The sequence below is a fragment of the Streptomyces sp. NPDC023573 genome (genome assembly GCF_055559735.1).
In genome coordinates, this window is sequence record NZ_JBVHKB010000009.1 from 1 (window position 1) to 13,568 (window position 13,568).

Annotated in this window: 12 protein-coding genes and 1 pseudogene; 5 read left to right on the top strand and 8 right to left on the bottom strand. The window is 70.6% G+C overall.

The genetic code is table 11. From position 1 onward, the window contains the following. Window positions 1–121 (bottom strand): annotated as a pseudogene (locus ACZ32T_RS26510) (ABC transporter); the annotation flags it as partial. Window positions 122–133: 12 nt separating this feature from the next. Beyond that, on the bottom strand, window positions 134–805 hold the full coding sequence (locus tag ACZ32T_RS26515; protein WP_467268858.1) for a DUF4097 family beta strand repeat-containing protein: 672 nt from the start codon (window positions 803–805) through the stop codon (window positions 134–136). 223 nt (window positions 806–1,028) lie between these two features. Between ACZ32T_RS26515 and ACZ32T_RS26520 the strand changes: the two genes are divergently transcribed. Continuing rightward, window positions 1,029–1,754, top strand: coding sequence for a helix-turn-helix domain-containing protein (locus tag ACZ32T_RS26520; protein WP_467268857.1), 726 nt, complete (start codon window positions 1,029–1,031; stop codon window positions 1,752–1,754). Here ACZ32T_RS26520 and ACZ32T_RS26525 read toward each other — a convergent pair. After that, window positions 1,748–2,404 (bottom strand): Type 1 glutamine amidotransferase-like domain-containing protein, encoded by a 657-nt coding sequence (locus tag ACZ32T_RS26525; RefSeq protein WP_467268855.1) that lies wholly within the window; start codon window positions 2,402–2,404, stop codon window positions 1,748–1,750. The two genes, ACZ32T_RS26520 and ACZ32T_RS26525, sit on opposite strands and share 7 nt — an antisense overlap. Window positions 2,405–2,534: 130 nt before the next feature. Then, entirely contained in the window at window positions 2,535–3,254 is a 720-nt protein-coding gene (locus ACZ32T_RS26530; RefSeq protein ID WP_467369383.1) for a DUF4232 domain-containing protein, read from the bottom strand. A gap of 393 nt (window positions 3,255–3,647) precedes the next feature. Here ACZ32T_RS26530 and ACZ32T_RS26535 point away from each other — a divergent pair, with 393 nt between their 5' ends. From ACZ32T_RS26535 to ACZ32T_RS26545, 3 genes are all read left to right on the top strand, one after another. Next, window positions 3,648–5,090: a helix-turn-helix domain-containing protein gene (locus ACZ32T_RS26535; RefSeq protein ID WP_467369385.1), complete on the top strand. Its 1,443-nt coding sequence runs from the start codon at window positions 3,648–3,650 to the stop codon at window positions 5,088–5,090. Window positions 5,091–5,374: 284 nt separating this feature from the next. Beyond that, window positions 5,375–5,911: a DUF6232 family protein gene (locus tag ACZ32T_RS26540; protein ID WP_467268849.1), complete on the top strand. Its 537-nt coding sequence runs from the start codon at window positions 5,375–5,377 to the stop codon at window positions 5,909–5,911. Beyond that, window positions 5,908–6,270 (top strand): hypothetical protein, encoded by a 363-nt coding sequence (locus tag ACZ32T_RS26545; RefSeq protein ID WP_467268847.1) that lies wholly within the window; start codon window positions 5,908–5,910, stop codon window positions 6,268–6,270. The genes ACZ32T_RS26540 and ACZ32T_RS26545 overlap by 4 nt, the downstream gene beginning before the upstream one ends. A gap of 72 nt (window positions 6,271–6,342) precedes the next feature. On the opposite strand, the gene argS is transcribed toward ACZ32T_RS26545, so the two are convergent. Then, entirely contained in the window at window positions 6,343–8,112 is a 1,770-nt protein-coding gene (gene argS, locus ACZ32T_RS26550) for an arginine--tRNA ligase (RefSeq protein ID WP_467268845.1), read from the bottom strand. Between the two features lie 146 nt (window positions 8,113–8,258). On the opposite strand from argS, the gene lysS reads away from it, so the two are divergent. After that, the gene (gene lysS / locus ACZ32T_RS26555; RefSeq protein WP_467369387.1) at window positions 8,259–10,019 is read left to right on the top strand and encodes a lysine--tRNA ligase; all 1,761 of its coding nucleotides are present in this window, start codon (window positions 8,259–8,261) and stop codon (window positions 10,017–10,019) included. A gap of 67 nt (window positions 10,020–10,086) precedes the next feature. On the opposite strand, the gene ACZ32T_RS26560 is transcribed toward lysS, so the two are convergent. From ACZ32T_RS26560 to ACZ32T_RS26570, 3 genes are all read right to left on the bottom strand, one after another. Next, the gene (locus ACZ32T_RS26560) at window positions 10,087–11,406 is read right to left on the bottom strand and encodes a DUF2637 domain-containing protein (protein ID WP_467268841.1); all 1,320 of its coding nucleotides are present in this window, start codon (window positions 11,404–11,406) and stop codon (window positions 10,087–10,089) included. A 182-nt stretch (window positions 11,407–11,588) separates the two neighbouring features. Beyond that, a complete protein-coding gene (locus ACZ32T_RS26565) occupies window positions 11,589–12,428 on the bottom strand; it encodes a DUF3558 domain-containing protein (protein WP_467369389.1) in 840 nt (279 codons plus the stop codon). Between the two features lie 147 nt (window positions 12,429–12,575). Continuing rightward, on the bottom strand, window positions 12,576–13,397 hold the full coding sequence (locus tag ACZ32T_RS26570; RefSeq protein ID WP_467268837.1) for a DUF3558 domain-containing protein: 822 nt from the start codon (window positions 13,395–13,397) through the stop codon (window positions 12,576–12,578). Between the last annotated feature and the right edge of the window lie 171 nt (window positions 13,398–13,568).

A 13,568-nucleotide genomic window follows, 5' to 3' on the forward strand; every position in this document is an offset into this window, starting at 1 on the left:
CGTTCGGACCGAGCAGCGCGAACACGGACCCGGCCGGGACGACCAGGTCGATGCCGTCGAGGACGGTCTTGTCGCCGTAGGACTTGCGCAGCCCGTGTGCTGAGATGGCCGAGTTGGTCATGGGGGAGGCTCCTTAGAGGCTGCGGGCGGTGATGTCGCCGTGGGCGGTGGTCGCGTGGATGTTCAGGGCGGCGGCGGCGCCGTCCGAGTTCTTGAGCGTGTTGCGGATCCGGCCGCGGCTGGTGCCCGCGTCGAGGGAGGCGGAGACCCCGTGGGCGGCGCCGACCGAGATCTCGCCGTACTCGGTGCGCAGCGTGACCTCGCCCCGTACGGCCTCGGTGATGCGGAGGTCGCCCTTCACGGTGCTGATCTGTGCGGGGCCGCCCAGACGGCCGACGGTGATGTCGCCTGCCTGGAGGGAGAGGCGGGCGCCTTCGGTCTCGTCGAGCTTGACCGAGCCCTGCGCGCTCTCGAGGGTGACGTCACCGAGCCGTCCGACGCCCCGGACCTCGGCGCTGGCCGACTTCGCCTCGACGCGGGAGCCGGCGGGCAGTTGGACGGTGATCTCGACGAATCCGGGGCTGCCGAGGATCTGGTTCGTCGCCGCCGGGGCATCGATGCGCAGGATCCCGTCGCTGTAGGCGACTTCGGTCTGCTCCGCGGCCTTCACGTCGCGGCTCTTCGAGGCATTCGCCGGCAGGATCTCGACCGTGGTGTCGGGCCGGTCCGCAGCGATGATCTGGATGCGTCCCGCGGGGATGTCGAGGATGGCCGCGACCGGGGCGGGGGTGGTGAACGTCTGCATCGTGCGCTCCTTCGGTTCGTGTTTCCGATGAGGGAAACGCTACGTTGCATTCGCTGAACCGGCAATGAGCTTGTTGCGTAAGAACCCTTTAACCGCAGGTAGATGGGGGGATTTCATTGCAATGGGCTTGAGCCTAATGCAACGAGACACCCTCGTTGCGTTGCAATGGAGTGGAGGTGAACGCTATGCTGGCGTTCTCACGGACCACGAAGGAGACATCGCGATGCCCGGAGGCAGACTCACCCAGCAGGAACGCCAGCAGATCGCTCTGGGACTGGCCGACGGCCTCGCCTACGCGGAGATCGCGAGAGGCCTCGACCGTCCGACCTCCACGGTCACGCGCGAGGTGATGCGTAACGGAGGGCCCACCGCCTACCGCGCCGACATCGCCCACCGTGCCACCGGGCACCGGGCCACCCGGCAGAGTCAGGCAGCCCGCCGAGGGGCTCAGGCGCCCCGGGAGGCCGGCGGGCGCGACGCCGAGGCGGTGCTCGCGTTCGAGGAGGTGTTCACCACCGTCCTCATGCAGTCGGGCATGCCCAAGATGATGTCCCGGGTGCTCGTCTGCCTCGTCGTCACCGACACGGGCACCCTCACCGCGTCCGAACTCGCCCAGCACCTCCGGGTCAGCCCGGCGTCCGTCTCCAAGGCGGTCGCCTATCTGGAGGAGCAGGCCTTCATCCGGCGGGAACGGGACGAACGCCGCCGCGATCGCTACGTCGTCGACAACGACGTCTGGTACCAGTCGATGGCCGCCAGCGCCCGGTCCAGCGCCCAGATAGTCGAGACCGCGGAGCAGGGTGTCGGCGTCCTCGGCGCAGGGACCCCGGCCGCCACCCGCCTGGAGAACATCGCCCGCTTCATGGCGTTCGTCACCGAGGGGATCATGCGCGCCGCCGACCAGGCCCGTGACGTCCTCCACACGCAATCGGACTCGTCCGGTCAGTAGACGCGGGTGGCAGCTCCGTCGACCACGAGGGCCTGGCCGTCGCGCAGGGCCAGGTGGCGGACACCTTCGGCGCGGTACCGGTCGGCCACGGTGCCGAGGATCTCCGACTCCGGGTGCCCGGGCGAATCGATGTGGGGCACCACGGCGTGGTCGAGAAGGGCCAGCCCGTCCCAGCGGGCCTCGTCCCCGTACGCGGCGGCCACCGCATCCGGGGGATCGCACTCCTCCAGGCCCCGGAGATCCGGGGCCAGGACGCATGCGCCGGCGCTGTAGCCCCCGTAGACGAGGGCGTCCTGCCGCAGGAGGCGGACCAGGGCCCGGTCGGCCCCGCTGCGGGCCATGGCCTGGCGCAGGACGAACACGTTGCCGCCGCGGACCCAGACCAGGGGGTACCGGGCGAGAGCGGCCGCGACCTGCGTCGCGGGGCGCTCGAAGAACATGCGCAGGTCGAGCTCGGCCGGCCGCAGCCCGAGCTCGGAGAGCGCTACGAACTCCCGCTCGACCGCCGCTTCGCGCTCACCGGCCGGAGCTGCGTCGACCGCGTTGGCTATCACCGCGACCGTGACGTCGGAGGCGGGCGGCCGGTGCAGCAGTGCCAGCATCCGCTCCGGGTGGTCCCCGGTCCGGAAGGACGAAAGATACATACGCATCCGTGGACCGTAACGGCCCGGGAGACCCCGGCACAGGCGAACGGGCGTGACACCGGTCTGCGGTGTCACGCCCGTCGGGAAGTCGCTCCGTGCGCGAGGCCGTCGGTGACGGCCCCTCGGTGCGTGGGCGTCAGTACATCAGGGCGTCGTCCATCTCGGTCTGCCAGTACGTCACGGTCAGCGTGCTGTCGACGTACACGTCCTTGGACAGCGGGACGCTCACCATGTCGCCGGCGGACCCCGACTCCGCGTCCAGGAAGCCCACGGACAGGTCCTCGGCGGAGTAGCCGCCCGTGCCGCTGCCGTCGGCGGACGAGGTCGTGATCCCGGCGTAGGCGGACTCACCGGGTGCGACGGTGACGACGGCCTGCGGCTTGCTGTCCTCGACGACCGGGGGCACGGACTGCGCCTCGCCGAAGCGCAGGACCGGGTAGTAGAAGGCGTTGCACGCCTTCGAGCCGGTGTTGGTCACGGTGAGCAGCATGTGATTGACCGGGCGCTGGACGTCGGTGATCGTGAGCTTGGTGTTCTCGCCGGTGCAGGTGGGCAGGGACGCGCCGCTGTCGCTGTCCGCGTCGCTGCCCTGCTGCTTCGGGGCGGTGGAAGCGGAATCCTTGGCGGTGTCCGAACCGGAGCCGGAAGTGCCGGAGTTCCCGGCCGGCTTCGCGTCCGTGTCCGATGCCGGGGCCGCCGAGGTGCCGGCGCCGGGCTTCTGGGACGCCGAGCCGTCGGAGCCGTCCGCGGCTGCCGGGTCGCCTCCCTGGCAGGCCGTCAGGGACAGGGCGGCGATCAGCGCGGCGGCGCCCAGGACGGAGGTGCGGGCGGCGCGGCGGAAGTGAAGGTTACGCATGAGAGGTTCTCCCCGTTCGAAGGCGGTACGTGCCCGGGGCGCCGTTTGGCACCCTGATGTGCGGGCGGGTCTACTGGTCGGTGACGCGTGATCAGAGGTTCTGCAGGAGTGCGATGACGACTGTGACGCAGGCGATCAGTACTGCTGCGGCGACTGCGTCGGTCAGGCTGAGCGCGGGTCGATTACGCATGGCGGCTCCCGGGACGGACGAGGGTGGGATGTGTGGATCGCGGGGAACGCCGCGGTGTGTCCACATCTTGTCCAGGCCCGGATCTCCGGTGCAACGGCTGGCGGGCCAGGCGGGACGCTGGAACGTCTACACGTACTCTGACCTGCGCGGATACCACGTCCCTGGAACGCGCTCCGGGAACGCATGGAAGGGGAACGGTCGAGGTGGCCACAGAGATCCAGGACTTCGCGGCACTGCTCAGGGAGCTGAAGGCGAGGTCCGGACTCAGCTACGGGGCGCTCGCCCAGAAGCTGCACATGAGTACCTCGACGGTGCACCGCTACTGCAACGGCGACGCCGTTCCCCATGACTACGCGCCCGTCGAGCGGTTCGCGCGGGTGTGCCGGGCCTCCTCCGACGAGTTGGTGATCCTTCACCGGAAGTGGATCCTGGCCGACGAGGCGAGGCGGCGGGGGCCTCGGAAGCCACAGGCGGCGGGGGCTGCGGACGGGGCACCTGGCGCGTCCGGTGAGCCCGATGCGTCAAGAGCACCCGCTCCCGCGCCGGCGGACCCCGGGCCCACCGTGTCCGCGCCGGCGGCCCCCGGGCCCGCACGCGTCGACGACGCCGCTTCCCAGGGAGAAGCGGAACCTCCGGCGCGGCCCGAAACGGAATCCGTGCCGGAGGATGTGACACCCCGGGGGCCGGCCTCCGGCGACGTACCCGCTCCACGTGGCCGCACCAGCAGGAAGCTGCGCGTCCTGTTCACCGCGGTGGCGGTCGTGGCGCTCACCGTTTCCGCCGCCTTCGCGGTCCGCGGCTTCGGGAGCGACGAGCCCTCGGACGACGGACGGGCGGACGCGGGGCTCAGCCTCTCGCCGGTCGTGCCCACCGGCAAGGGGAGCGCGAGCGCGAAGCCCAGCAAGAGCGCCGGCCCGTCCACCGAGCCCAGCCGGACCGCCTCCTCGCCGACGGCCGCCGGGAAGAGTGCCCGGCCATCGCCGTCCTCGCGTCGTCAGGAGAGCGGTGATGACGTACCCGTGCACGCGACCATCAGCTCGTACAACTGGGAGTCGCCCTGCGGGCAGTACTACTTGGTCGACCAGGCCCCCGACGACCTGCCTCCGGTGCCCGCGCCTCAGGACGCCCGTGGCTGGGCGCGGGTCCTCGACGGTGTGGACGGGGGTGACATGAAGCTCGCACTCACCCTCCAGGGGACGTCCGGCGAAGCGGTCGTGCTGAACGGGCTGCACGTACGGGTGCTGGGGCGCAACGCGCCGCTCGCCTGGGGCGCGTACTCGATGGGGAGCGGCTGCGGAGGCGGCATCACGCCGCAGACCTTCGACATCGACCTGGACGACAGCCGGCCCCGGACGAAGCCCGTCGCGGGCGAGGACGCCGGCGTGGCCGTCCCCGCGAAGGACTTCCCGTACCGGGTGAGCTCCACCGATGTCGAGGTCTTCCACCTCGACGCGCACGTGGAGGGGCACGACGTCACCTGGTACCTGGAGCTGGAGTGGACCAGCGGCGGCAGGCGCGGGATGCTGCGCATCGACGACGGGGGCAAGCCCTTCCGCACGAGCAGCCTCACGGCCCGGCCGTCGTACTACTACCGCTCCGACACGTCGCAGTGGGTCCCGGAGGAGTGGGGCCCGGAGGGCGAATGACGGCCGGGCCGTGAGGGCCGGGCACAGGGCGGCCCGGCCCTCACCCCGCGGGCGGCTGGCTGATTCTCGCCAACTCTGATGCTGTCGCGGCACGTTGCGTGGATTACCGCTTGTTCGAATGGGCGCCAACATGCTTAATGGGTCCCTTGTGGCGCGGGATGGTGCCGACCTGTCGCGGCGCCGCCATGCCCAAGCTGCACAGGGGGGAACTCATGGACATGCCTGCCGTACCGCCGAGACCCAGCGCACCGCCGCCATTCCTGGCCCAAGCGGTCGATCTGCGTGTGTCCAAGCGGTTGCTGTGGGTCGGGGAGGCCGCGTACCCGCTGCACAACATCGCCCGCGTCTTCACCTTCGTCCTGCGCCCGCGGCGCAAGGAGGCGACTGCGCTCTTCTGCAAGCGGGTGGCGCTGACGATCTCGATGGCGACGGGCTTCACCGTCCTCATCTGGCTGACCACCTCCCTGGCGTCCATCGGGCGGCCGAGCGACGGCGGTGGCGGCGGGCTGATCACCTTCGTGTGGCTGGTGACGCTGGCCGCGCTGGCCTACTTCGTGACGGAGCTGGTCCCCGTCCTCACGGCCCGCTCCCACTTCGTGCTGGCCGTGGAGACGTCCGGTCAGTCCACCGCCATGGTGACCGGCGCCGACCCCAACCACCTGAGGCAGCTCGTCGGCCAGATCTCGTACGCGATCGACCATCCGGAGGCCGAGTTCACGGTGAGGGTGGAGGGGATCAGCGCGAGTCCGCAGATCTACCACTTCGGGGACAACATCAACATGTACGGGGGCACGGGGAACGTGGGGATAGCGAATTCATGAGCGGGGACAACTACCACTTCGGCGACCGCGTGAGCATGCACGGCGGGACCGGCAACCAGGGCATCGTGCACAACACCCTCGGTCCCTCCGATGCCGGGCGGGGCTCCCCTGAGCTGCAGGAGGCGCTCCAGGAACTGCTGCGCCTGCTCAGTGAGCTGCGGGAGCAGCTCCCGCCGGTCAGTGCCCGGGTCCTGGACGACAACCTGCCCGCCATCACCGGCGCGGCCGGCGGTCAGGAGCCGGAGGAGCGGCATCGTGCCCTGATGGCCGTGGCCGGTATCGCCGCCATGGTGACGACGGTCGGGGAGCCGGTGGTCGAAGCGGTCAGGAAGGTGCTCGAACTCCTGCCCGCCGGATAAGACGTCGCCGGTGCGGGACCGTGTCCCGCACCGGCGATCGCGTGGCGTGCCCGGTGCCGCGCCGGGGCGGGCTCAGAGGCGCTCGGGCGTCCTGATGCCGAGCAGCTTCATGCCCTGGTGCAGGGTGCGGGCGGTGAGCTCCACGAGGAACAGCCGGTTCTCGACGACCTCCGGGGCGTTCTCGTCGCTGAGCACCTGGCACTGGTCGTAGAACGTGGTGAGGTGCGAGGCCAGCTGGTAGAGGTACGCGGCCAGCTTGTGCGGCTCGTACCCCTCGGCGACCTCGGCCAGGACCTCGCCGAACTGGTCCAGATGCAGCCCCAGCGCGCGCTCGGCCGGGGCCAGGTCCAGCTCCGGGTGCGCGGCGGGCTCGGCGTCGCCCGCCTTGCGCAGGATGGAGCGGATCCGGGCGTAGGCGTACTGGAGGTACACCGAGGTGTCGCCGTTGAGCGACACCATCTGGTCCAGGTCGAACTTGTAGTCCCGAACGGCCGAGGTCGACAGGTCCGCGTACTTCACGGCGCCGACCCCGACGTACCGGCCGTTCTCGACGATCTCGTCCTCGGTCAGGCCCACCTTCTCGGCCTTCCCCCGGACCACCGCGGTCGCCCGCTCGACGGCCTCGTCCAGGAGGTCCTCCAGCCGGACGGTGGTGCCCTCACGGGTCTTGAACGGCTTGCCGTCCTTGCCGAGGACGGTGCCGAAGGCCAGCTGGTGCGCCTTGACGCCCTCGTTCAGCCAGCCGGCACGGCGGGCCGTCTCGAAGACCATCCTGAAGTGCAGGGACTGCCGGGCGTCCACGACGTAGAGCAGGGTGTCGGCCTTGAGGTCCTGCACCCGGTTGCGGATCGCGGAGAGGTCGGTCGCCGCGTAGCCGTATCCGCCGTTCGTCTTCTTGACGATCAGCGGCACCGGGTTGCCGTCGGGGCCCTTCACGTCGTCGAAGAACACGCACAGCGCGCCCTCGGAACGGACGGCGACGCCCGTCTCCTCCAGGATCCGGCAGGTCTCTTCGAGCATGTCGTTGTAACCGGACTCGCCGACGATGTCGGGGTCGGCGATCTCCATGTCGAGCTTGTCGAAGACGGAGTAGAAGTAGATCTTCGACTCGTCGACGAAGCGCTGCCAGTGCGCCAGCGTCTCCGGGTCACCGGCCTGGAGGGCCACCACCCGGTCACGGGAGCGCGCCTTGAACTCCTCGTCGGAGTCGAAGAGGACCCGCGACGCCTTGTAGACGCGGTTCAGCGACGACATCGCCGCTTCGCCGTCCGCCTTGTCACCCTCGTGCTTCAGCTCGTCCGGGTGCTCGAGGAGATACTGGATGAGCATGCCGAACTGGGTGCCCCAGTCGCCGATGTGGTGGCGACGCACGACGTTCTCGCCGGTGAACTCGAGGATCTGGACCATCGCGTCACCGATGACGGCCGACCGCAGGTGGCCGACGTGCATCTCCTTCGCCACGTTCGGCTGGGCGTAGTCGACGACGGTGGTGCCCGCGTCCGCCTTGACCGGGACGCCGAGCCGGTCGCCGTCAGCGGCGCGCGCGGCGAGCGTGCCGATGATCGCCCGGTCGGTGAGCGTGACGTTGAGGAAGCCGGGTCCTGAGACCTCGATGTCCTTGATCAGCTCGCCCGCCGGAAGGGCCGCGGTGACCTGGGAGGCCAGCTCACGCGGGTTGCCCTTGAGCTTCTTGGCGAGCGCGAGGATCCCGTTGGCCTGGAAGTCGGCCCGGTCGCTTCGGCGCAGCAGCGGGTCCGCGGTGCCGGCATCCGGCAGAGCTGCCGTCAGGGCGTCCGCCAGCTGCTGCTGGAGCGTGGAAGCGAGGGAAGGGACCGAAGCCATGAGCCGGCTGCCGTTTCGGTAGAGGACAAGGGATCACCCCAGTATCCCACGGGGCGTAAAGCCGTTTTCGCGCTGCGGGCGGTAGCTGGGAGAATGGGGGTGCCCCCACAGGGATCGCCCCTACGAGTCCTACACGAGAGAAGGACGTGCCGACCGTGGCTTCGAGTCAGAGCAGCACCGAGACCGACTGGGTCTCCCGCTTCGCGGACGATGTCATCGCCGAATCGGAGCGACGTGCGCCTGGCAAACCGGTCGTCGTCGCCTCCGGCCTCTCCCCGTCGGGCCCGATCCACCTGGGCAACCTCCGCGAGGTCATGACCCCGCACCTGGTCGCCGACGAGATCCGCCGTCGCGGTCACACCGTGCGCCACCTGATCTCCTGGGACGACTACGACCGCTACCGCAAGGTGCCGAACGGCGTGGAGGGGGTCGACGACTCCTGGCAGGCCCACATCGGCAAGCCGCTGACCTCGGTGCCCGCCCCGGCCGGGTCCGCGTACCCGAACTGGGCGGAGCACTTCAAGGCCGCGATGACCGCGGCGCTGGACGAGCTCGGCGTCGAGTACGACGGCATCAGCCAGACCGAGCAGTACACCGCGGGCACCTATCGCGAGCAGGTGCTGCACGCGATGAGGCACCGGGCCGACATCGACGCGGTCCTGGACCGCTACCGCACCAAGAAGGACGGTGCGGCGGGCGCCAAGGGCGGTAAGAAGCCGCAGCAGAAGAAGGTCGACGAGGCCGAGCTGGAGGCCGCCGAGGGCTCCGGCGCGGCGGACGAGGACGACGGCAGCTCGAACGCCGCCGGCTACTTCCCGTACAAGCCCTACTGCGGCAACTGCGAGAAGGACCTCACCGTCGTCACGTCCTACGACGACGACACCACCGAGCTGAACTACACCTGCTCGGCCTGCGGCTTCGCCGAGACGGTCCGGCTCAACGAGTTCAACCGCGGCAAGCTGGTCTGGAAGGTCGACTGGCCGATGCGCTGGGCCTACGAGGGTGTGATCTTCGAGCCCAGCGGCGTGGACCACTCCTCGCCCGGCTCCTCCTTCGTCGTCGGCGGCCAGATCGTGCGCGAGATCTTCGACGGCGTCCAGCCGATCGGGCCGATGTACGCCTTCGTCGGGATCTCCGGCATGGCGAAGATGTCCTCCAGCAAGGGCGGCGTGCCGACCCCGGCCGACGCGCTGAAGATCATGGAGGCGCCGCTGCTGCGCTGGCTGTACGCCCGCCGCAGGCCGAACCAGTCCTTCAAGATCGCCTTCGACCAGGAGATCCAGCGGCTGTACGACGAGTGGGACTCGCTGGCCCGCAAGGTGGCCGACGGCACGGTGCTGCCCGCCGACGCCGCCGCCTACGCCCGGGCCATCGGCACGGCCGCCGGGGAGCTGCCCAGCACCCCCCGCCCGCTGCCGTACCGCACGCTGGCCTCGGTCGCCGACATCACCGCCGGCGCGGAGGACCAGACGCTGCGCATCCTCAGCGAGCTCGACCCGGAGAATCCGCTGACCTCGCTCGACGAGGCACGGCCCCGGCTCGACCGCGCCGAGAACTGGATCACCACCCAGGTGCCGGCCGAGGCCCGCACCATCGTCCGAGACGAGCCGGACAAGGAGCTGCTGGGCTCCCTGGACGAGCAGGGCCGTGAGTCGCTGCGGCTGCTCCTGGAAGGGCTCGACTCGCACTGGTCGCTGGACGGCCTGACCACGCTCGTCTACGGCGTGCCGAAGGTGCTGGAGGGCCTGGAGCCCGACGCGAAGCCGACGCCCGAGCTGAAGGTCGCCCAGCGCTCCTTCTTCGCCCTGCTGTACCGGCTGCTCGTCGGCCGTGACACCGGGCCGCGCCTGCCCACGCTCCTCCTCGCGGTCGGAGCGGACCGGGTGCGGACGCTGCTCGGCGCGTAGCACCACGGACAGCAGGACGGGCGGCCCGCTCAGCGGGCCGCCCGTTTCGTTCTGTCCGCTTCCGCCTCTACGCGATGTGGTCGGCGGCCATCTCGTTGTCGAAGCGCTGCTTGAAGCCGGGCAGCAGCCGGCGGAGGAGCGCGGCGCTGCGCGGGTGGTGGACGTTGTGGACGTCCGACAGGGTTATGTCGAGCGCCTCGGCGCTCGGGTGGGTCTGGTACTGGTGGGTGTACTCGGCGTAAGCCTCGTACGCGAGCTTGCTGAACTGAGCTTCTTCCTCGGCCCATTCGGCCGGGTCGGCCTCCTGGGCGGCGTCCTGTTCGAGCTGCTCAGCGGGTTCCGGCTCGGCCGGGCGGGGGCGCGGGAACGCGCCGATCGTGCCCACGTCGCCGAGCGGGCGGGTCCGGTTCCCGGCACCCGAGGGGATCATCACCGGGGCGGGGTCCACGCCCTCGTCGTACTCCGGGTCGTACGCGCCCTCGTACGTCTCGTCCAGGACCCTGGAGGTCGCGAACCAGGGGCTGTCGTGCGCGCCGGGGTCCTCGTGGGGGTACTGCTGCTGGTCGGCCGGGTCGTACTGCTCCTGCTGCGGATACGGCTGTTGCCGCTGTTCCTGCGGCTGCGGCTGCGGAGCGTAAGGGAGTTGGGGGTGCTGTTGTTCGGCCTCCACGGCTGCCGGGGCGGGCGGCAGCAGGGCCGGCTCGATGCCCGCCGCGGCGAGGCCGGCCGGGGCGGTCTCGGCGAGCGGGACGCCGTACTTCGCCAGGCGCAGCGGCATCATCGACTCGACGGGTGCCTTGCGCCGCCAGTTGCGGCCGAAGCGGGCCTGGAGGCGGGCCTGGTAGATCAGCCGGTCCTGTTCGAGCTTGATGACCTGCTCGTAACTGCGCAGCTCCCACAGCTTCATCCGGCGCCACAGCTTGAACGTGGGGACGGGGGAGAGCAGCCAGCGGGTGAGGCGGACGCCCTCCATGTGCTTGTCGGCCGTGATGTCGGCGATCCGGCCGACCGCGTGCCGTGCGGCCTCGACGGCGACGACGAACAGGATGGGGATCACCGCGTGCATGCCGGTGCCGAGCGGGTCGGGCCAGGCGGCGGCGCCGTTGAAGGCGATCGTCGCCGCGGTCAGCAGCCAGGCGGTCTGGCGCAGCAGCGGGAAGGGGATGCGCATCCACGTCAGCAGCAGGTCCAGCGCGAGCAGGACGCAGATGCCCGCGTCGATGCCGATCGGGAAGACGATGGAGAACTGGCCGAAGCCCTTCTCCTCCGCCAGTTCGCGCACGGCGGCGTACGAGCCCGCGAAACCGATCGCGGCGATGAGCACGGCCCCGGCGACGACGACCCCGATGAGCACGCGGTGTGTGCGTGTCAGCTGCATGGCGGCCACCCGCGAATCCCCTCCCGACTTCGATGAACCGGCTCCACTTCGGCACCCGGCGCGCGCACAGCCTGGCACATGCCCGCCGGGCGTGTTGCGTGGGGAGGGGCCGTAGCCCGGTACTCGCGGGAGTACCGGGCTACGTCAAGTCCCCTCCGGGCAGGGGATACGGCGCTCCCGCCGGGCTCAGGTCACGACTTGTCGACGGCCTTCGAGGACGACTTCGACGGCGACTTGGAGGGCGACTTCGCGGACGCCTTCTCCGACGACTTGGAGGACGGGGAGGACGATGCCTTGGCGGAGGGGGAGGACGAGGACTTCCCCGCTCCGGAGTCGGCGCCGACCGCGGCGACGGCCTCCTTGGCGGCCTTCTGGGCGTCCTTGAGGATGTCGGCCGCGGAGGGCGTCTTGGCGCCGGCGAACCCGGCGCCGTTGTAGGTGACGCTGACGACGACGTTCCCCGTGCGGGCGACGATCGTGGCGTACTCGAAGTCCTCCTTGGACTTGCTGAGGCCGTACGTGACGGACGTGGCCTGCTCGCCGAGACCGGTGGCGGGCTTGGCCGCGGCCTTCTCGGCGCCCTCCGTCGCCTGTGCCTTGGAGACCTGCTTCGTGTACTCGTCCGTGGCGCGGTCGGCGCCGCTTCCCAGGGACTGGTCCGAGTCGTAGCGGGTGAAGCCGACGTCGAGCCAGCGGTACTGCGAGCCCTTGACGCCGTTGTCGTCCAGACCGTTCCAGGAGCAGCTGCCACGGCTCGCGGTGTCGCTGGACTTGCCCGGGGTGCCGCCCTTGGTCTTGGCCTTCGGAACCAGGTCCTCGATCGTCTTCTTCCCGATCGAGTCGCAGGCGTCGGGCAGCGTGGAGTACTTCGCCGGCTCGACGGTGGGCTCGGCCTTCGTCGCGCTCGGGGAGGCCGAGGAGCCGGAGCCCTTCGCGTCGTCGGAGTCCGACGAGCAGCCGGCGACGACGAGCATCACCGGGACGGCGGCGCAGGCGAGTATGCGGGAGAGTCGCGGGGCTGATCGGTGCATGGTTCCTTCACTCGGACGGCACGGCGGTCTCGGTCGTGCGGGTGGTCGGTCGGTACGTCGGTCGGGGGCCACGGTACGACGGACGACGGCCGGATGCCGCCTCCGGCCGGAGGCCCGGGGGTGCGGCCGGAGGCCGCCGGGAGCCGGTCAGTCGCTGAGCGCCTCGTCCAGTTGCCGGGCCAGTGCCTGGGCCTTCTCCTGCAGTTCCTTGCTGTCGGGAACCTCGGTGACGCGGGCCGGCTGCTCGGTGTAGTGGACGGTCACGATGACGTTCGATGTGCGGAATACCACGCTCACGGTGCGGTGCCGCGCGGCGGAACCGGTCCGGGTGAGCGCGTCGTCCAGGAACGCGGCGTCCCCGAGTTCGTCGAGCAGCCGCGGCCGCAGGTCCTCGTCGGGGTCGGCGTCGGTGGTGTTGCCTGACGGGTCCGCGGAGGGCGAGGCCGACGACGAGCCGCCCGGGGAGCCGGACGGTGTGCCGCCGGCGGGCGCGGACGCCGACCCGCTCGGCGTCTCGCTGGGGGTGGCGCCCGCCGGGGTGGTGGGGAGGGCGGCGGCGTCCTGCTTCTTCGCGTACACCTCCCGGGCGCGGTCGTCGTCGCTCACCGCGGGGTCGTACGAGACGACGCGCTCGAAGTCGATGGACAGGTTCCGGGAGGCATCCGGGGCGTCCGACTTCCAGCGGCAGCCGACCTTGCGGTCGGTGTCGTAGGTGACGGCGGCCGTGCCCTCGTACACCCTCTCCTGCTGCTCCTCGGGCAGCCCGGCGGCGCCCGGCAGCAGGTCCTTGAGCGTGGAGAGCGGTACGGCGCGGCAGGATTCGGGCAGCGTCCGGTACTTCCCGGGAGGCGCGGCCGTGACCGTCGGGCTGCCGGGCTTGCTGTCGGCGGCGGGGTCGTCGGCGTCGGAGCCGGCGCTGCAGCCGGCGACGAGCGCTGCGAGGAGCGCGACGCCGGGTACGTACGCCATGTGTCGCACGGTCCCAGGCTCCCTTCGGTACGAAAACGGGTTGCCGCTCGATAGCGGCCGATGGACACAATGTGTATCGCACGCGCCGCTGTGAATGCCGGTCGGCCGACCTGTTTGCCGCACTGGGCACCGGTTTTGCGCTTTCAGTATTTTTCGGGGGAATCGAGGAGT